Source organism: Mesorhizobium sp. M0478 (genome assembly GCF_040321305.1).
In the GTDB taxonomy this organism is placed as follows: domain Bacteria; phylum Pseudomonadota; class Alphaproteobacteria; order Rhizobiales; family Rhizobiaceae; genus Mesorhizobium.
This window is the reverse complement of the sequence record NZ_JAMYRH010000008.1, coordinates 49302-68111: the sequence shown is the minus strand read 5'-3', so window position 1 is coordinate 68111 and position 18810 is coordinate 49302. Positions and strand designations below refer to the sequence as shown.

15 protein-coding genes are annotated in these 18810 nt (G+C 64.5%); 7 read left to right on the top strand and 8 right to left on the bottom strand.

The annotated features are described in order from the left end of the window. Window positions 1-31 precede the first annotated feature (31 nt). A complete protein-coding gene (gene holA / locus NKI64_RS19580; protein ID WP_023726718.1) occupies window positions 32-1075 on the bottom strand; it encodes a DNA polymerase III subunit delta in 1044 nt (347 codons plus the stop codon). A 413-nt stretch (window positions 1076-1488) separates the two neighbouring features. Between holA and NKI64_RS19575 the strand changes: the two genes are divergently transcribed. From NKI64_RS19575 to NKI64_RS19555, 5 genes are all read left to right on the top strand, one after another. Continuing rightward, window positions 1489-2721: a 3-methyl-2-oxobutanoate dehydrogenase (2-methylpropanoyl-transferring) subunit alpha gene (locus NKI64_RS19575; protein WP_023687602.1), complete on the top strand. Its 1233-nt coding sequence runs from the start codon at window positions 1489-1491 to the stop codon at window positions 2719-2721. Window positions 2722-2723: 2 nt separating this feature from the next. Further along, window positions 2724-3737: an alpha-ketoacid dehydrogenase subunit beta gene (locus NKI64_RS19570; RefSeq protein WP_023672171.1), complete on the top strand. Its 1014-nt coding sequence runs from the start codon at window positions 2724-2726 to the stop codon at window positions 3735-3737. A gap of 2 nt (window positions 3738-3739) precedes the next feature. Then, entirely contained in the window at window positions 3740-5143 is a 1404-nt protein-coding gene (locus tag NKI64_RS19565) for a dihydrolipoamide acetyltransferase family protein (RefSeq protein ID WP_023687604.1), read from the top strand. A 250-nt stretch (window positions 5144-5393) separates the two neighbouring features. After that, window positions 5394-6782 (top strand): dihydrolipoyl dehydrogenase, encoded by a 1389-nt coding sequence (lpdA, locus tag NKI64_RS19560; RefSeq protein ID WP_352669498.1) that lies wholly within the window; start codon window positions 5394-5396, stop codon window positions 6780-6782. Window positions 6783-6988: 206 nt separating this feature from the next. Beyond that, window positions 6989-7855: a glycosyltransferase gene (locus NKI64_RS19555; RefSeq protein WP_023707473.1), complete on the top strand. Its 867-nt coding sequence runs from the start codon at window positions 6989-6991 to the stop codon at window positions 7853-7855. Window positions 7856-8016: 161 nt separating this feature from the next. On the opposite strand, the gene NKI64_RS19550 is transcribed toward NKI64_RS19555, so the two are convergent. Then, complete coding sequence (locus NKI64_RS19550; protein ID WP_023710313.1) at window positions 8017-9120, bottom strand: saccharopine dehydrogenase family protein; 1104 nt, start codon at window positions 9118-9120, stop codon at window positions 8017-8019. Between the two features lie 150 nt (window positions 9121-9270). Between NKI64_RS19550 and NKI64_RS19545 the strand changes: the two genes are divergently transcribed. Then, entirely contained in the window at window positions 9271-9699 is a 429-nt protein-coding gene (locus tag NKI64_RS19545) for an Lrp/AsnC family transcriptional regulator (RefSeq protein WP_023672167.1), read from the top strand. 178 nt (window positions 9700-9877) lie between these two features. On the opposite strand, the gene NKI64_RS19540 is transcribed toward NKI64_RS19545, so the two are convergent. From NKI64_RS19540 to NKI64_RS19520, 5 genes are all read right to left on the bottom strand, one after another. Further along, window positions 9878-11914, bottom strand: a complete 2037-nt coding sequence (locus NKI64_RS19540; protein WP_352669494.1) for an aldo/keto reductase — start codon at window positions 11912-11914, stop codon at window positions 9878-9880. A gap of 27 nt (window positions 11915-11941) precedes the next feature. Next, window positions 11942-13021, bottom strand: coding sequence for an ABC transporter ATP-binding protein (locus NKI64_RS19535; RefSeq protein ID WP_023726711.1), 1080 nt, complete (start codon window positions 13019-13021; stop codon window positions 11942-11944). A gap of 12 nt (window positions 13022-13033) precedes the next feature. After that, window positions 13034-13870, bottom strand: coding sequence for a carbohydrate ABC transporter permease (locus NKI64_RS19530; protein WP_023672164.1), 837 nt, complete (start codon window positions 13868-13870; stop codon window positions 13034-13036). A 13-nt stretch (window positions 13871-13883) separates the two neighbouring features. Further along, complete coding sequence (locus NKI64_RS19525; RefSeq protein WP_023672163.1) at window positions 13884-14744, bottom strand: carbohydrate ABC transporter permease; 861 nt, start codon at window positions 14742-14744, stop codon at window positions 13884-13886. Between the two features lie 203 nt (window positions 14745-14947). Then, window positions 14948-16216 (bottom strand): ABC transporter substrate-binding protein, encoded by a 1269-nt coding sequence (locus NKI64_RS19520; RefSeq protein ID WP_023685055.1) that lies wholly within the window; start codon window positions 16214-16216, stop codon window positions 14948-14950. A gap of 106 nt (window positions 16217-16322) precedes the next feature. Here NKI64_RS19520 and NKI64_RS19515 point away from each other — a divergent pair, with 106 nt between their 5' ends. Continuing rightward, window positions 16323-17192, top strand: a complete 870-nt coding sequence (locus NKI64_RS19515; protein ID WP_023831916.1) for a helix-turn-helix domain-containing protein — start codon at window positions 16323-16325, stop codon at window positions 17190-17192. A gap of 192 nt (window positions 17193-17384) precedes the next feature. On the opposite strand, the gene NKI64_RS19510 is transcribed toward NKI64_RS19515, so the two are convergent. Beyond that, entirely contained in the window at window positions 17385-18773 is a 1389-nt protein-coding gene (locus tag NKI64_RS19510; RefSeq protein ID WP_023692904.1) for a HAMP domain-containing sensor histidine kinase, read from the bottom strand. Window positions 18774-18810 lie beyond the last annotated feature (37 nt).

The following is an 18810-nucleotide window of genomic DNA, read 5'->3' as shown; positions in this document are numbered from 1 at the left end:
TTTGGCGACATCTCCCCCTCAAGGGGGGAGATCACCGCTGCGCCAGCCTCGCGCTCTCCACCGCAATGCCGAGCAGCGCCTGCCGCGCCAGCGCTTCCGACAAATCCGGCCTGCGCCTGGTCTGCAGCACGGCCGATTGCAGCCGGTTCAGCGCGCGGCTGAGCGCCTCGACGTTCCAGCGCTCCAGCGCCTTCTCCACCAGCTTGCGCCGCGAGAAAAACACCGGCGGACGGGCGCCGGCCACTGCCGAGGCGGCGTTGCGGCCGGCGGTGTCCATCTGGCCGCGCATGATTTGAAGCTGCTGCAGCTGCCGCATCGCCGAGGACAGTACCAGGAAAGGATGGCCGCCGGACAGGCAGTGGCGGGTGAAGGCGGTGTCGAAGTCACCGATCTTGCCTTCCAGCACAGCATCGACCGCGTCGTCGAAGGAGGCGCCGGAAACGTCGCCGGACATCGCCCTGACGTCATCGAGGCCAATGTCCTTCTGGCCGTGGGCGTAAAGCACCAGCTTTTCGATTTCACCGCGCGAGGCCAGCCGGTCGCCGCCGAGATTGCGGCGCAGCGCCTGGCGCGCATCGAGCGCCATCGACATGCCGGCCTTGCGCAACTCGTCGTCGATGACGCTGTCGATGTCGCGCGCTTCATCGGCATAACAAGGCAGCGCCATGGCGTTGTCGGCCGCCTCGACCACGGCGCGCAGCCCGACGCCTTTTTTCAGGTCGCCGGCCTCGATGAGAATGATCGCGTCGCGCGCGGGCTCCGCGGTCAGCGCCTTGACGTCCTCAGCCAGCGGCTTCTGGCCGCTGGCGTTGCGCACCCACAGAAGCCGCCGGTCGGAGAACATCGGCACGGTCCGGGCTTCGTCGAGCAGCCGGCCCTGGTCGCGATCGACCTCCGCGCCGTCGAGCCGTACGACGGAAAACGGATCGTCGAGCGGCAGGCCAGTTTTCGCGGCAAAGGTTTTGGCCCGCTCGGCGACCAAGCCGCGGTCGGGTCCGTAAAGCAGGACGATCGATATGCGCGCTTCCGGCTTCGCCAGCCACGAATCGACTTCGTATCCTTTTTTCTGCGCCATTAGCGTTGGTTAGCATGGGGAGAGGGCGGAGTGAACGGAGAAGCGGTCTTCCCTTCTCCCCTTGTGGGAGAAGGTGTCGCCGAAGGCGACGGATGAGGGGTGTTCCAGAAGGCACCAACGTCTCACTCCGCTGGAACACCCCTCATCCGTCTTGCCGCTTCGCGGCAATCCACCTTCTCCCACAAGGGGAGAAGGTCAGTCGCGCTCGTATCTGGCGGCAATCGCCCGCAATCTTGCGCCAAATTGCGCCCCGCCTCAAAACATCGACAAGAAATTTCGCGGCCATATCTGCATCTTGCGGTCGCTTGACGGCCGAGATGCCGGGTTGGGTTCGAGGCCCGATGAATTGGCGCTGTGCCGGCCGCGCGGATGTGCAAATATCCACCACCGGGCAACATGGGAGGACGATGGTCATGACCGATGCTGGGATGTTGCGGTTTCATGTGCCGGAGCCGGAAGTGCGGCCGGGCGGAACGCCCGACTTCTCCAACGTGCCTATCCCCAAGGCGGGCTCGGTGCCGCGACCGGACATCGATGTCGATCCGCGCACAATCCGCGACATGGCGTTTTCGATCATCCGCGTGCTCAACCGCACCGGTGAGGCGGTCGGGCCATGGGCCGGGCTGCTCACCGACGAGGAGCTGCTCGAGGGGTTGCGCCACATGATGACGCTGCGCAGCTTCGATGCGCGCATGCAGATGGCGCAGCGCCAGGGCAAGACCTCGTTCTACATGCAGCATCTGGGCGAGGAGGCGGTGAGCTGCGCTTTCCGCAAGGCGCTGGCGCCAGGCGACATGAATTTCCCGACCTATCGGCAAGCCGGCCTGCTCATCGCCGACGGCTATCCGATGGTCACGATGATGAACCAGATCTATTCCAACGAGGCCGATCCGCTCAAAGGGCGGCAGCTGCCGATCATGTATTCGTCGAAGGAGCATGGCTTCTTCTCGATCTCCGGCAATCTGGCGACGCAATACATCCAGGCGGTCGGCTGGGCGATGGCTTCCGCTATCAGCAACGATTCGAAAATCGCGGCGGCGTGGATCGGCGACGGCTCGACGGCCGAATCCGATTTCCATTCCGCACTGGTGTTCGCCTCGACGTACAAGGCGCCGGTCATCCTCAACGTCGTCAACAACCAGTGGGCGATCTCGACGTTTCAAGGCATTGCGCGTGGCGGCTCCGGCACCTTTGCCGCGCGCGGCCTCGGCTTCGGCATTCCGGCGCTGCGCGTCGACGGCAATGATTATCTCGCCGTGCATGCCGTGGCCAAATGGGCGGCGGAGCGGGCGCGGCAGAATCTCGGGCCGACGCTGATCGAATATGTCACCTACCGTGCCGGCGCGCATTCGAGCTCGGACGATCCGTCGGCCTATCGGCCGAAGACGGAATCCGACGCCTGGCCGCTCGGCGATCCGGTGATGCGGCTGAAGAACCATCTGATCCAACGCGGCGTCTGGTCGGACGAGCGTCACGCCCAGGCCGAAGCGGAAATCCTCGAGACGGTGATCGCGGCGCAGAAGGAAGCTGAAGGCCACGGCACGCTGCATGCCGGCGGCAAGCCGTCGACGCGCGAGATGTTCGAGGGCGTGTTTGCCGAGATGCCGCCGCATCTCAGGCGCCAGCGCCAGCAGGCGGGAGTCTGACCATGCCGAGACGGACCATGATCGAGGCGATCCGCGACGCCATGGACGTGTCGATGGCGCGCGACGAACGCGTCATCGTCTATGGCGAGGATGTCGGCTTCTTCGGGGGTGTCTTCCGCTGCACGGCAGGCCTGCAAGCGAAGTACGGCAAGACCCGCTGCTTCGATGCGCCGATCAACGAATCCGGCATTGTCGGCTCCGCCATCGGCATGGCCGCCTATGGGCTGAAGCCATGCGTGGAAATTCAGTTTGCCGACTACATGTACCCGGCTTACGACCAGCTGACGCAGGAAGCAGCACGCCTGCGCTACCGCTCGAACGGCGATTTCACCTGCCCGATCGTGGTCCGCATGCCGACCGGCGGCGGCATCTTTGGCGGCCAGACGCACAGCCAGAGCCCGGAAGCGCTGTTCACCCATGTGTCGGGGCTGAAGACGGTGGTGCCGTCCAATCCTCATGATGCCAAGGGGCTGCTGATCGCGGCGATCGAGGATCCCGATCCGGTGATTTTTCTGGAGCCGAAGCGGCTCTATAACGGACCGTTCGATGGCCATCACGACCGACCGGTGACGCCATGGTCGAAGCATGAACTGGGCGAGGTCGCCGACGGCCATTACACGGTGCCGCTCGGCAAGGCGGCGATCCGCCGGGCGGGCTCGGCCGTCACCGTGCTCGCCTACGGCACCATGGTCTATGTCGCGCAGGCGGCCGTGGAAGAAACCGGCATCGATGCCGAGATCATCGATTTGCGGACCCTGCTGCCGCTCGATCTCGACGCGATAGTCGCTTCGGTGAAGAAGACCGGACGCTGCGTCGTCGTGCACGAGGCGACACTGACCTCCGGCTTCGGCGCCGAGCTGTCGGCGCTGGTGCAGGAAAATTGTTTCTACCATCTGGAAGCGCCGGTGGCGCGCGTTACCGGTTGGGACACGCCCTACCCGCATGCGCAGGAATGGGATTATTTCCCGGGGCCGGCCCGTGTCGGCCGCGCGCTTCTCGAAACCATGGGAGCCTAGGGATGGGCGAACACATCATCAAGCTGCCGGATGTCGGTGAAGGCGTCGCCGAGGCCGAACTTGTGGAATGGCACGTCAAGGTCGGCGACCTCGTGCGCGAGGACGCTTTGCTCGCCGCCGTGATGACCGACAAGGCGACGGTGGAAATACCTTCGCCGGTCGATGGCGAGATCCTGTGGCTGGGCGCCGAGATCGGCGACACGGTGGCGATCGGCTCGCCCATCGTGCGGCTGAAAGTGGCGGGGGAGGGCAATGTCGCCGAAGGCTCGAAATCGTCAGAGGTCACGGCGGCACCGACCCCCACCCCTGCCGGGGCGAGCCACGGGTCTCGCCCGTCCTCCGGACCCCCACAAGAGGGAGGCGTTTCGGCCACGAAATCCGACGCCAAGTCGCCACCACCTGCACCAGCAGCCAAAAGCGCACGGGCAGCTGAGACTGAATCCCCCTCCCCCTTGTGGGGAGGGGCTAAGGGTGGGGGTGCTGCGCCGACATCTAAAGGTGCGGCACCCTCCGGCGCGCCGCGCCCGGAGGGCGAAAAGCCCCTGGCGTCGCCCGCCATCCGGCTCAGGGCGAAGGAGGCGGGGATCGATCTGCGCCAGGTGTCGGGTACCGGCCCTGCCGGCCGCATCAGCCACGAAGATATCGAGGCCTTTCTCGCGCGCGGGCCGCAGGTGGCGAAGGCGTCGGGTCTGGCGCGCAATGACAGCGTCGAGGATATCAAGGTCATCGGTCTCAGGCGCAAGATCGCCGAAAAAATGTCGCTGGCGAAGTCACGCATCCCGCACATCACCTATGTCGAGGAGATCGACGTCACAGCACTTGAGGAGTTGCGCGCGGCGCTCAACAAGGAAAAGCGCAAGGGTGTGGAGAGGCCGAAGCTGACGCTGCTGCCGTTCCTGATGCGGGCGATGGTCAAGGCGATTGCCGACCAGCCCAACATCAACGCGCTGTTCGACGACGAGGCCGGCATCATCCATCAGCATGGCGGCGTCCATATCGGCATTGCCGCGCAGACGCCGTCGGGCCTGGTGGTGCCGGTGGTCAAGCACGCCGAGGCGCGCGACCTCTGGGATTGCGCGGCCGAGCTCAACCGCCTGGCCGAAGCGGCGAAGTCCGGCACGGCCAGCCGCGACGAGCTGTCGGGATCGACCATCACCATCACCTCGCTCGGCGCCATGGGCGGCGTGGCGACGACGCCGGTCATCAATCATCCTGAGGTGGCGATCGTCGGCGTCAACAAGATGATGGTGCGGCCGGTCTGGGACGGCACCCAGTTCATCCCGCGCAAGATGATGAACCTGTCATCGAGCTTCGATCACCGGGTGGTCGACGGCTGGGATGCGGCGGTGTTTGTGCAGCGGATCAAGGCGCTGATTGAGACGCCAGCGCTGATATTTGTGGATTGAGGGGCGGAACGACCGAGATGACGGCGGGACAGCGCCCCCCTCTGCCTTACCAGGCATCTCCCCCACAAGGGGGGAGATTGGCTGTTTCGGCGCTTCACCTGCTCATCCAACCCGGAAGATTGGCGAAACCCGAAGTGGCGTCCAATCTCCCCACTAGAGGGGGAGATGTCCGGCAGGACAGAGGGGGGCGCGAAGGATCGCAACAGAGCGTTCTCCCCGATCCGGCGCGACAAACAGTTAGGATGCCAACATGAAAGAAATCTCCTGCAAGCTGCTGGTCATCGGCGCCGGGCCCGGCGGCTACGTCTGCGCTATCCGTGCCGGCCAGCTCGGCATCGATACGGTGATCGTTGAAGCCGGCAGGCCGGGCGGCACCTGTCTCAATGTCGGCTGCATCCCGTCCAAGGCGATGATCCATGCGGCGGAAGAGTTCGAGAAGGTCGCGCATATGGCCGGCGGCAGCAGTCCGCTCGGCATCTCGGTAGCAGCGCCCGTGCTCGATCTCGGCAAGACGGTTGCGTGGAAGGACGGCATTGTTAGCCGGCTGACCGGGGGCGTTGCCGGGCTACTCAAGAAGGCCAAGGTCAAGACCGTCTATGGCTGGGCGACGTTCCGCGACGGCAAGACCGTCGCGGTCGAGACCGAGACCGGCACCCAGATCATCCGCGCCGAAACGGTTGTGATCGCCACCGGCTCGGCGACGGTGGAACTGCCGTTCCTGCCGTTCGGCGGCCCGGTGATTTCATCCACAGAAGCGCTGGCTCTCGGCGAGGTGCCGAAAAAGCTCGCCGTGGTCGGCGGCGGCTATATCGGGCTGGAACTCGGCATGGCGTTCGCCAAAATGGGCGCCGCGGTGACCGTGGTCGAGGCCCTGCCGCGCGTGCTGGCGCAGTATGATGCGGAACTGACCCGGCCGGTGGTGAAACGGCTGGCCCAGCTCGGCGTCGAGGTGATGCTTGGCGCCAAGGCCAAGGGGGTCAAGGGCGACGCGCTGCTGGTCGAGACCGCGGACGGCAAGAGCACCAAAATCGCGGCAGACAAGATCCTGGTCACGGTCGGCCGCAAGCCGGTGACGGAGGGCTGGGGCCTCGATCAGATCGATCTCGACATGGCCGGCAAGTTCATCAAGATCGACGACCAGTGCCGCACCTCGATGCGCGGCATCTATGCCATTGGCGACGTCACCGGCGAGCCGATGCTGGCGCACCGGGCGATGGCGCAAGGCGAAATGGTGGCCGAGATCGTCGCCGGCCACAAGCGCAGCTGGGACAAGCGCTCGATCCCGGCCGTCTGCTTCACCGATCCGGAGCTGGTGACGGCAGGGCTAACGCCGGAGGAGGCGAAGGCTTCAGGCGAAATCAAGATCGGCCAGTTTCCGTTTGCCGCCAACGGTCGCGCGATGACCAAGCTCGGCGAGGACGGGTTCGTCCGGGTGGTCGCCCGCGCGGACAACCATCTGGTGCTGGGCATCCAGGCGGTCGGGCAAGGCGTGTCGGAGCTGGCGGCGGCATTCGGCCTGGCGCTGGAAATGGGCGCGCGGCTGGAGGATATCGCCGGCACCATCCATGCGCATCCGACGCAAGGCGAAGGCTTCCAGGAAGCGGCGCTGAAGGCGCTGGGCCACGCGCTGCATGTTTGAGGTGCGCTTACCCTCCCCCTTGTGGGGAGGGTCGATCCGCGTAGCGGAGCGGGGTGGGGCTCCTCGCCAACCGTCGGCGCTCACCCCCACCCCGTCTCGCCATCTCCGCTTCGCTCCGATTGCGCGCCGACCCTCCCCACAAGGGGGAGGGTGGCCGTTCAGCCGTTGGTTGTCGCAGATCAGCGGAATGTACTAAGTGTCGGTCCATGGACACCGGCCTGAAGAAATACATCGCCATACGCTACAACATCGCCGCTGGCTTCAAGCCAAGCCAGTGGGACGGAAAGGGCCGCGCCAATCTCGACCCGGTCTGGCTGGTCGAGCGCCTGGCGTTGTTCGACACCTATTGCGCGTCGTCGCTCGAAGGCCAGTCGCTGAAGGATTTTACCGTCCTTCTGGCGTTCGATGCCGATACGCACGAGAACTATATTCGCACCGTGTGCAGCTGCGTGGCCGGTGTCGACGTCAGGCCGATCCTTGTCGAGGCGGGCGAGGATTACAACGATCGCTTCAATGCCTTCGTCCAGGCCGATACCGATGCCGACTATGTTTCGCTCACGCGGCTCGACAGCGACGACGCGCTGGCGCCGACCTTCATGGAGCGCGTCGAGCACTACGCGCGCCGGGAGATCGAAAAGCGTGTGGTGGACCTGCAGCCGCTCTACATTGCCTTTCCGGACGGCCAGAATTTCGACACGGCAAGCGGACGCTACACGCACCACGACTATGTCACGTCGGCGTTCGGCACGCTGGTCGAAAGGAGATCGCCGGCGATGAGCGGCGTCTACAGCGAGCACCACGCAAAAATGGCGACGCGCTTCAACACCGTCGTGGCGGCATCGAAGGGCGCGCAATGGTGCATCGTCATCCATGACAACAACGCCGCCAACGTGTTGAGGGGGAAGCCGGTCTCGGGGCCCTCCTTCACGGTGGGCCGACCGGGTGTCGAACCCAAGGTGCCAGCGCGAAGGCAAAGCGCGCCACGACAGGCGACGCAGCCCCGCATGGCGCCGCGGACCGCAGGCAACTTCATCCGGTTTCTGCTCGGACGACCGATGGCTCTGCGGAAGTAGCGGGCGCTTTACCCTCCCCCTTGTGGGGAGGGTCGATCGCGGAGCGGAGCAGGGTGGGGGTCCTCGCCAACCGTCGGCGCTCACCCCCCACCCCGTCTCGCCATCTCCGCTTCGCTCCGATTGCGCGCCGACCCTCCCCACAAGGGGGAGGGTGAAGTAGCTCAGCTCGCCAGCCGGCTCACCATCTCGTGCTGCGCATAAGCGCGCCCAAAACGATTGGCGAGAAACGCATCCAGCGCGATGTCTTCCTGCTTGACGAAACCGGTCGCCGGCAAGGTGCCGTCGGCCAGCATGTCGAGCACGGCGCAGATGCCTGAGGCAGTGGTGATCTGGATTGCGCTGCGCACCTGGCTGCCAATGCGCTGCGAATAGATCTTGTTGGCGTAGGTTTCCTGCAGCAGGCGGCCATTGCGGCGGCCCGAGACGGTGACGAAGACGATGACCACGTCCTGCAGCGTTGCCGGCAGGGCGCTCTCGAAAATGTCCTTCAGCACGTCGCGGCGGTGGCGCAGGCCGAGATCGTTGAGCAGCGCCTTCATGATCGCCGCGTGGCCGGAATAGCGGATGGTGCGGTAGTTCAGCGTGCGCACCTTGCCCTTCAGCGTCTCGGCCAGCGTGCCGAGACCGCCGGAGGTGTTGAAGGCCTCATAGGTGACGCCGTCGAGCGAGAACTCTTCGCGCTCCTCCAGCGGCGGCACCTCGATCAGCTCGCCCTCGACGATCGCCTCGCAGGGTTCGCAATATTCGTTGATGACGCCGTCGGTGCTCCAGGTCAGATTGTAGTTCAGCGCATTGGACGGGTATTGCGGCAGCGCGCCGACGCGCATGCGAACGCTTTCCAGCGTGTCGAAGCGGCTGGCGAGATCATTGGCGACGATCGAGATGAAGCCCGGCGCCAGGCCGCATTGCGGAATGAAGGCGCTGTTGCCCGACTTGGCCAGCTCCTTGACGCGGCGGGTCGAGACGACATCCTCGGTCAAATCGAGATAGTGCACGCCGGTGGCGGCGGCCGCTTCGGCGATGCGCGTGGTCAAATGGAAGGGGGCGGCGCTCAGCACGGCGAAGGCGCCGGCAAGGGCGGCCTCGAGTGCGCCCGGCGCTGCGATATCGAGCTCCAGCCCCTCGACGCCGGCGGGAAGTTCGGCCGCGGCAAACTGCGCCGCCGCGCGGTCGACAACGGTGACGTGGTAGTCGCCGCTGTCGGCGAGCATGCCTGCAATGGTGGAGCCGATCTTGCCGGCGCCGACGACGATGATTTTCTTCATGACCTTGCCCCTCGTGAAAACTCTTTGGCCCAGACCGCCGCGCGGTGGACGCGATGCCTTCAAGAATCGCAGCTTGCCTGTCGAAAGGAAGCGTGGGATCATTTGAAATGAACCCTGCACTTGAACGATACGCCGACGAGGTTCGTCGAAATGCTCAGTGACGCCGAACAAAAACTGCTTTCCCTGCTGCGCGCCAATGCCCGCGCGTCGACCACTGAGCTGGCGCGCCAGCTCGGCGTTTCGCGCACGACAGTGCAGAGCCGGATCGAGCGGCTGGAACAGCGCGGCATCATCACCGGCTATGGCGTGCGGATGGCGCCGGACTACGAGCAGGGGCTTGTGCGGGCGCATGTGCTGCTCACCGTCACGCCCAAGCTCGCCGACAAGGTGGTGCGGGCGCTGCAGGCGCTGCCGCCGGTACGGACGCTGCACTCGGTGAGCGGCAATTTCGACATGATCGTCATCGTCGACGCGCCGTCGATCAGGGATCTGGATGCGTTGCTGGACGAGATCGGGGCGATGGACGGGGTCGAGCGGACGTCGTCGTCGATTATTTTGTCGACACGGATCGATCGGTAGGTGGAACGCATGAGCTGCTAATCTCCCCCCTTGCGGGGGAGATGGCCGGCAGGCCAGAGGGGGTCGTTCGACTGGGCTCGGCCTACCTGCCGCTGCAGAAGGAGGTTAGCGCTCCACGCGAGGCGACCCCCTCTGTCGCCTTCGGCGACATCTCCCCCTCAAGGGGGGAGATTAGCTGCTAAGCCCGCCGCCTTTCCGGCCCGCTATCCAGCCACGCCACATCCTCCGCCGACAGCTTGATATCCAGCGCCTTCAAACTGTCCTCCAACTCGTCCAGCGTGCGCGGGCCGATCAACGGCACCGACGGAAAGGGCTGCGCCAGCACATAGGCGAGCGCGATGTGGATCGGACTTTTGCCCAGGCGCTGCGCCAGCTCGATGGCGCGGTCGCGGCGGCCAAAGTTCTTCTCGGAATACCAGACCCGCACCAGCTCCTCATTGTCCTGCTTGTCGCGGCCGGCGCGGTCGGTGAAGAAGCCGCGGCCCTGGCTCGACCAGGCGAAGTTGGGCATCTGCCTTTTCGTCAGCCAGGATTTCCAGTCGTCGGTCGACGAGGTGATGCAGCCGGCCCAGATCGGCTCCAGCATCTCGGCCAGCGAGAAATTGTTGGAGAGCACGCCGGGCTTCTGCTTGCCGGTGCGCTCGGCATAGGCAATCGCCTCGTCCATGCGCGCCATCGTCCAGTTCGAGCCGCCGAACGGGCCACGGATGCGGCCGGCCTTGGCCTCGGCGTCCATGGCGTCAACGAACTCGCCGACCGGCACATCCGGGTTGTCGCGGTGCATGAAATAGAGGTCGACATGGTCGGTCTGCAGCCGGTCCAACGACTGGGCGAGCTGCTTGCCGATGACATCGGGATAGCAGAGCGGCGAGTGGGCGCCCTTGGCGATGATCACCGACTGCTCGCGCACGCCGCGATTCCTGAGCCACTGGCCAAGCAGCGTTTCGGTGTAGCCGCCGCCGTAGACGTAGCCGGTGTCGAACAGATTGCCGCCGGCCTCGAAGAAGGCGTCGAGCAGGATTGCGCCCGACGAGAAGGTGCGGAAATCCTCGAAGCCGAGCGCCACCACGGAGGCCGGCTTCGACAGGCCCGGAATCTTGCGCTTGCCGATGGCGGTGCCGCCGGTGCGCAGCGGCCGGCCCGAAAGGGTGTTGGTTCGCTTAGCCGGCTTTTCGATTTCATATTCGAGCCCTACGGCAGCGCGCCATTTGTCGAGCACACGCAGCGTGCCGAGACTGTCGGCCCAGCTCATGCCCGGCCAGGCGAACTCCTGTTTGCCGGCCAGGATCGCCTCGCCGGCGGCGTCGACCTCGAAGGAATAGAGATGGCGGGTTTCGTTGACGCTGATGGTCTCGCGCGTGTCGTCGGCGAGAATTACATCGATCCGGCCAGGGCCGCCATCGCGGTTGCCGCCGCCGGCGAACCAGAAATCCGGCACCTCGATGCGGCCCTTGGTGCCGAGGATGCGCAGGACATTGTCCTGTTTGAGCGAGATGCTGCAGGATACCTCGGCGACGATGCCACCGGGAAAATGCAGCAGCGCCGAGGCCCATTCGTCGACGCCGGACTTGCCGAGATGGGCGGTGCCGACAACCTTGTCCGGCTCGGCAAAGGGTTTTCCAGTCGCAGCCCCGGCAATCAGCCGCACCATCGAGACGGGATAGCCGCCAACATCGAGGATGCCGCCGCCGGCGAGATCGTTGGCGTAGAGCCGGTGCTCGGGCATGAAGCCCGGCATGGCGAAGCCGAAGCTCGACTTCATCAGCCTGACATCGCCGATGACGCCGCCCGACTTGATGAGTTCCACCAGCTTCGCCGTCTGCGGGTGCAGCCGGTACATGAACGCTTCGCCGAGGAAGGTGCCGGCCTTGCGCGCAGCATGGATCATGGCGTCGGCCTCGAAGGCGGTCAGCGCCAGCGGCTTTTCGCACAGCACATGCTTGCCGGCTTCCGCCGCCTTGATTGCCCATTCGGCATGGCCGGGATGCGGGATGGCGATATAGACGGCATCGACCTCGGGGTCGGCGAGCAGCGCGTCGTAACCGTCGAGGATGCGGGCGCCGGGAAACGTCTCGGCCAAGCCTGCCTTGCCGGGATTGCGGGCGCCGAGCGCCACGATCGTGCCGGTGCGCGAGCCTGCCACGCCGCGGGCGAACGCTTTGGCGATGTCGCCGGGCCCAAGTATCCCCCAGCGGATGGGCGCGGTTGCAGTCATGATCATTCTCCTTGCATAGCTGGAAGGTCAGCGCAGCCGCTGGCCGTTTTCATCGAACAGATAGGATTTGCGGATGGACACGGTGATCTCCTGGGTGTCGGGGACCTTTGCCGCGTCGCGCTGGATCACCAGGTCTTCGCCATGGGCGGTCCTGGCATAGATGAAGCTGGTGCCGCCGAGATGCTCGACCACGTCGATGCCGACAGTGAGGTCGGCGTCGCCTTCGCCGCCATTGCCGAAATGTTCGGGCCGCACGCCGACAATGACCTTGGCTCCTGTTTGCGGCACGGCGCCGGTCAATGGTTGCATAATGCGGGTCTTTTCCTCGCCCACCAGCTCGACGGTGACGCTGCTCGTGTTGCGCCCGACGACGCGGCCCTTGATGAAATTCATCTTCGGCGAGCCGACAAAGCCGGCGACGAACTGGTTGTCGGGATTGTCGTAGAGATCGAGCGGCCGGCCGATCTGCTCGACATGGCCACCGCGCAGCACCACGATCCGGTCGGCCAGCGTCATCGCTTCGGTCTGGTCGTGGGTGACATAGATCATCGTCGTGCCGAGCTCCTTGTGCAGGCGCGAGATCTCGACCCGCATCTGGACGCGCAGCTCGGCGTCGAGATTGCTCAACGGCTCGTCGAACAGGAAGACTTGCGGTTCGCGCACGATGGCGCGGCCGATGGCAACGCGCTGGCGCTGGCCGCCGGACAATTGCCTCGGCCGCCGCGCCATCAACTCTGTGATGCGCAGGATTTCGGAGGCCCGCTTCACCCGCCGCTCGGTGTCCTCCTTGGGGTTGCCGGTCATCCTGAGGCCAAAGCTCAGATTCTGCTCCACGCTCATGTGCGGGTAGAGCGCGTAGGACTGGAACACCATGGCGATGCCGCGCTCGGCCGGCTCGACATCGTTCATCACCTTGCCGCCAATGGCGATCTCGCCGCCGCTGATATCCTCCAGCCCGGCGATCATCCTGAGCAGCGTCGATTTTCCACAACCCGACGGGCCGACAAAGACGACGAACTCGCCATCGGCGATATCGATGTTGGCGCCATGGATGATCTCATAGACGCCGAAGCGTTTTACGACATTGGTGAGGGTGACTGCCGCCATATTCTGTTGTCCCTACTTGACGGCGCCGGCGGCGATGCCGGCGATGAAATGGCGCTGCAGCAGCACGAAGACGACCAGCATCGGTACGGTCAGCATGACGGCGCCGGCCATGATGCCGCCCCATGAGACCTTGGTCAGGCCGATCAGCGTGCCGAGCGCCACAGGGGCCGTCATCGCGCCGGGCTGGCTGTTGATCAAAAGCGGCCAGAGATAATTGTTCCACGAGGCGAGGAACAGGATGATGGCGAGCGCCGCCAGCATCGGCCGCGCCAGCGGCAAAGCGACGAACAGGAAGATACGCCATTCCTTGACGCCCTCGACACGTGCCGCGTCGAAAAGGTCGGCCGGCATCATCGAGAAAGCCTGGCGCATGAACAGCACGCCCAGCGAATTGAACAAGGGTGGCACGATCAGCGCAATCCAGGTGTTGGCGAGCTGGAAGTCGCGCGCCACCATGATGAATTGCGGGATCAGCACCACCGCATAGGGCAGCGTGATGGTGCCGAGGATGATCGCCACCACCGCGCCCTTGCCGAAGAACTGATAGCGGGCGAGCGCCCAGCCGGCCATCGAGGTCAGCAGCACCGAGAAGAAGGTGTAGGTCACCGCCACCGCCACCGAAATGCCGATAGCGCCGACGAAATTGGTGTCGCGCTGCAGGTTGTTGAAATTGTCGACGAAATTGCCGTGCGGCAGAAGCTCGATGCCGGGGCTGAAAATGCCGTTGTCGGGCATGGTCGAAAACACCACCATCATCCACAGCGGAAACAGCCAGATCACCGCCAGCGGTGTCAGGACCAGATGCAGCAGGACGCTGCGGCCGAGCCGGCGTTGCGACAGCGAACTCATTTCGGCTCCCCTCTCATTTCGGCTCTCGTGTCAGCCACAGCTGCACCAGCGTGATGGCGATTGCCAGCCCCGCCATGGTGTAGGCGACGGCCGAGGCGTAGCCGAAATTGAGCGAGCGAAAACCCTGGCGGTAGAGCAGCAGGCCAAGCGTCTCGGTGCCGCCGCCGGGGCCGCCGCGCTCCGTGATCAGGAACGGCTCGGTGAACAGCTGCATCGTGCCGATGATCGACAGCACGGCGCAAAACACGATGACCGGCTTGAGCAGCGGCAGCGTTATGTAGAAGAACTGCTTGAGCTTGCTGACGCGGTCGAGCGTCGCTGCTTCATAGACGTCCTCGGGGATCGACTGCAGGCCGGCGAGCAGGATGATGGCGTTGTAGCCGGCCCAGCGCCAGGTTACCGCGATCATGATCAGCGCCATGGCCGGTGTGACGTTGGAGAACCAGTCGATCTTGGCCAGGCCGACGCCGGCGAGGAGCTTGTTGATGATGCCGAAATCCAGGTTGAACATCAGCCGGAACACGGCGGAATAGGCGACCTCGCCGACCACCACCGGAGCGAAGAAGGCAAAGCGGTAGAGGCCACGTGCTTTCAGCAGCGGCGAGTTCAGCAGCACCGCCATGATGATCGCCAGCGAGATCATCACCGGCACCTGGATGACGAGGATGAGCAGCGTGTTCTTCAGCGCGTTGAAGAAAGCGGGGTCGCCGATCAGGCGGCCCCAGTTGAACGTCGGCGCAAAGCGCCAGGGCACCGTGCGCGTCGCCTGGAAGGAAATCATGAACGAGGAGATGATCGGCCACACCCAGAAGATGGCAAAGATCAGAAGGTAGGGCGTAAGGAAGCGATAGGCCGTGGCGTTCTGGTAGCGCATGGTTTCCTCCTCCTTCCTCTTTCCCGGTTGATATCCGGCGTGTTGTTAGCCGGCGGACGCCGCCGGCAATTGGCGAACTGTTGGGCGAGAGCGTCCCTTTCCCCGCCACTATACGGGGAGAGGATGCCGGCAGGCAGGTGAGGGGCAGCGCCAACAGTCCGGCAAATTGCCCTATATCTGGCCCGCCAGCATCACCGCCTTGGTCACTTGATCGGCAGTCCCGTCGCCGAAGCGATCTGGCTGGCGGCGTCGTCGAGGGCGGCCTTGGCATCGGGATAGCCGCCGCCGAGATATTTGGTCTGCACGGCGCGCATGATGATTTCGGCGTCGCTCTGGAAGGGCGTGCCGCGGCTCGGCACCACCTTGGGCAGCGTGGCGAGAATGTCCTTCCACACTGCCTGGCCGCCCCAATAGGGCAGGCCCTGCGAGACGTAGGGGTCGTCGAGGGCCGAGATCAGTGACGGCACCAGGCCGAAATCCCTGAGCATGGTGATCTGGCCTTCATTGGTCTCGAGCGTGTATTTCAGATAGGCGTAGGCGGCCTCCTTGTTCTTCGAGGCTGAGGTGATGGCGAGCGACGAGCCTCCGAGATTGGCGGCGCGCGGGCCGTCGGCGGTCAGGCTCGGCATCAGATAGACACCCCATTTGCCGTTTTCGCCGGCGGATTCGGTGCGGATGGTGCCCTCATACCAGCCGCCATAGACCTGGGTGGCGACGGTGCCGGCGGTGTTGTTGGTGATCTTGGTGCCCCAGTCGGCCGACGAGATGATGCCGGCGTCCTTCATGTCCTTGATCTTGGCCAGCGTGTCGACGCATTTCGGCTGGTTGACGGTGATCGACTGCCCATCGGCGGCGAAATAGCCGCAGCCCTGTTCGTTGGAAATCATGCGGAAAAATTCGGTGTCGCCGTTGAAATCGGCATTGGTCATGGTGACGCCGGGATTGGCGGCCTGGACCTTCTTGCCGGCGGCGATGAAATCGTCCCAGGTCTTGATCGAGGCCGGATCGACGCCGGCCTTCTCGTAGAAGTCGCGGCGGTAGAAGGCGGCTACCGGGCCGGAATCCCACGGCATGGCATAGGCCTTGTCGCCGACCTCCAGTTCGGTGCGCTTGAAGTCCGGGAATTTCTTCTGGTCGTCGGCGGTGTAGCCCAGCGTGTGCAAATCGACGAAGCAATCGGGGAACTGGCTCCAGTAATTCTCGGCCTCGCCGTTTTCGATCGAGACGATATCGGGCAGGCCGACGCCGCCGGCCGCGCAGCCGGCGATCGACTTGTCATAGGTCGGCTGGTTGCCGAGATCCTGAACGGTGACCTTGACGTCGGGATGCTGCTTGTTGAAGCCGGCCACCGTCGCCTTCAGCGACGAAGCGGCGATATTCCAGCTCCAGATCGTGATTTCGCCGGACTGCGCCAAAGCCGGGGTTGAGCCCAGGCCAAGCGCCAGCGCGGCACAGATCAGTGTCGTGCGCATTGAAATCCTCCCATTTCATTTGCTCTCTCTTCGCGAGCATGGCTAGACTAGGCGGCGCGGAAGGCTTGTCCCTGACAACGGGAATAAAAGATGGGCGGAAAGTAAGATGCCGGAACGGCCGTTTTACCAGCCTGGCGCCAGCAGCGTCGAAGGCCTGCCGATGGCTTTGCAGATGTTTCACAACCATCCGCTGGTGATGCTGAAGCCGCATTGGCATGCCCAGGTCGAGGTCAATTTCATCGTCCGCGGCAGCGTGCATTACCGCATGAACGAGCACGAGATCGCGCTCACGGCGGGCGACATGTGCCTGTTCTGGGGCGGGCTGCCGCACCAGATGGACGATCTCTCCGACGACGCCATCTATGCCGGCGCGCATCTGCCGCTGGTGCATTTCTTCCGCCTGCATCTGCCGACGGATGTCCGCCACAGGCTGATGACCGGCGCCACGCTGGTGACATCGGCGACCGACCAGGCCGACCATCACAATTTCGAGCGCTGGAACCGCTATTTCCGCTCGGGCGATGCGGCGATAACCGAGCACGCCGTGAACGAGCTGCTGCTGCGGTTGGAGCGGGTGCGCTTCGAGCCCTACCGGCTGGTGCCGGAAACCGCCATCGGCCAGGAACCCGGCGGCCCGTTCGACCAGCAATCGCTGCGCAATGTCGGTCGCATGTGCGACTTCATCGCCGAGAATTTCCTCTACGACATAGACTGCGTCGACATCGCGGCGGCGGCCGACATCCATCCCAAATACGCCATGAGCATTTTCAAGAAATCGACCGGCATGACGCTCAACGAATATATGAATCTGCTGCGGCTGAGCTACGCGCAGGCGCTGCTGATGCATGAAGACGCCAATGTGCTGCGCGTCGCCATGGATTCAGGCTTCGGCTCGCTCAGCGCCTTCAACAAATCCTTCCGCAAGCTGGCAGGGATGTCGCCCTCGGATTTTCGCCGGGGTGCGGTGGGCCGATAGGTTCAACGGTCATCTTGATCAACCCGCAGCCGTTCCGGGTGGAAACATGTGCAAGGCTAATCGCGACCGCCTTTGTCGGATGCGATCATCAACTTGGAGAAAGTTGTCAGCGACTTGGCGTTTCATGAGCGCCTTCCCCCACTCCGTCGCTGCTTCGCTCGACGGAGTGGGGTCGACCTGGCTCTGGCGTTGTCATTTCAAGCCGGGACCGGTGCCCTCCGCCCGAGGAAACCCGACAATTACCGCCAGCCCAGGCCGGCGATCCTCCAGCGCAATCGTTGCACCATGCAGGTCGGCGATTGCCCGCACCAGGCTGAGGCCAAGGCCGCTGCCGGGCGTGGTGCGGCTGGAGTCGAGCCGGTAGAGCCGCTGGAACACTTTTTCGCGCTCCTGCGCCGGGATGCCGGGGCCATTGTCGGCGACCTCAGCCAGAATGCGGTCGCCTTGCCGCCGCACCGATAGAAGGATTGCCGTGCCATCGGGGCAATGCCGCAGCGCGTTCTCAACCAGATTGGCAAACAATTGCGTCAGCAGGTCGCGGTCGCCGTGGACCAGGCATGGGGTGCCGTGGACGATCGTGGCCGACAGCGACTTGCCGTCATCCTCGGCGACACCGGCGTAGATTTCGGCAATGGCATCGATGACGCCGGTGAGGTCGAGATCGACAAAGCGCGACTTGCGGGCGCCGGCCTCGATCTGGGCAATACGCAACAGCGCATCGAAAGTATCGTTGATCTGCAGGCTTTCCCCACGTGCCTCCGCCAGCTCATCGGCAACGGCCTCACCCCGCGCGGTCCTGTCGGCCGCAGCTTCCAAAATCATCTGCAGCCGGTTGAGCGGCGTCTTCAGATCATGCGCGATGTCGGCGCTGACCTGGCGCATGCCGTCCACCAGCGCCGCCAGCCGCTCCAGCGCGGCGTTGACCTGGCGCGAGACGCCGTCAATGTCGTCGCCATTGCCGAGCAGTGGAATGCGGGCGTCGAGCCGGCCGTTGGAGACATCGTCCATGGTGGTGGCAATGCCGTCGAGGCGACGCTGCACACGCGACGCCAGCAAGGCGCCGCCAGCCACCGCCAGCCCTGAAATGATCAGGGTGGCCCAGCCGAAGCTCATCAAAACGATGCGTTCCAGCTCCTCGGTTTCGGAGAGCGAGAAGGCGATTGTCAGGCTGTTGGGCCCGACCGAACCGGTCCAGGCGCGGTACATAGTGTCCGGCGCAACGCCTGGCAGGGAAGCGGCAAAATCCGAAAAGCCATCGGGAAGGTCGGCGGCGGTGAAATTCCCGGCCAGGCGATTGCCGGCGGGATCGGTGAGCGAGAACAGCTGTTCCTTGCTCGGGCTGAGCGCGGCGTGGCTGTCGACTGCCGAAACCAGATCCTCCCGGTCGTTTCCGGCATAGGTCACCGCCACGACCGAATAGGTCTCCTTGACCGACTGGTCGAGCTGCTCGGCAAGATCCGCGCTCATCAGCTGGTAGACGATGGCGCCTGACAGGATGAAGGCGAGCACGAACAGCAAGGCGAAGGTCAGGGCCAGCCGAAACGGCGTGCTGCGCAGCAGGCGAGAGCCTGTCTCAGTCATAGTGCGTTTCAGTCATGGCAAGCTTCAGTCATGGCAA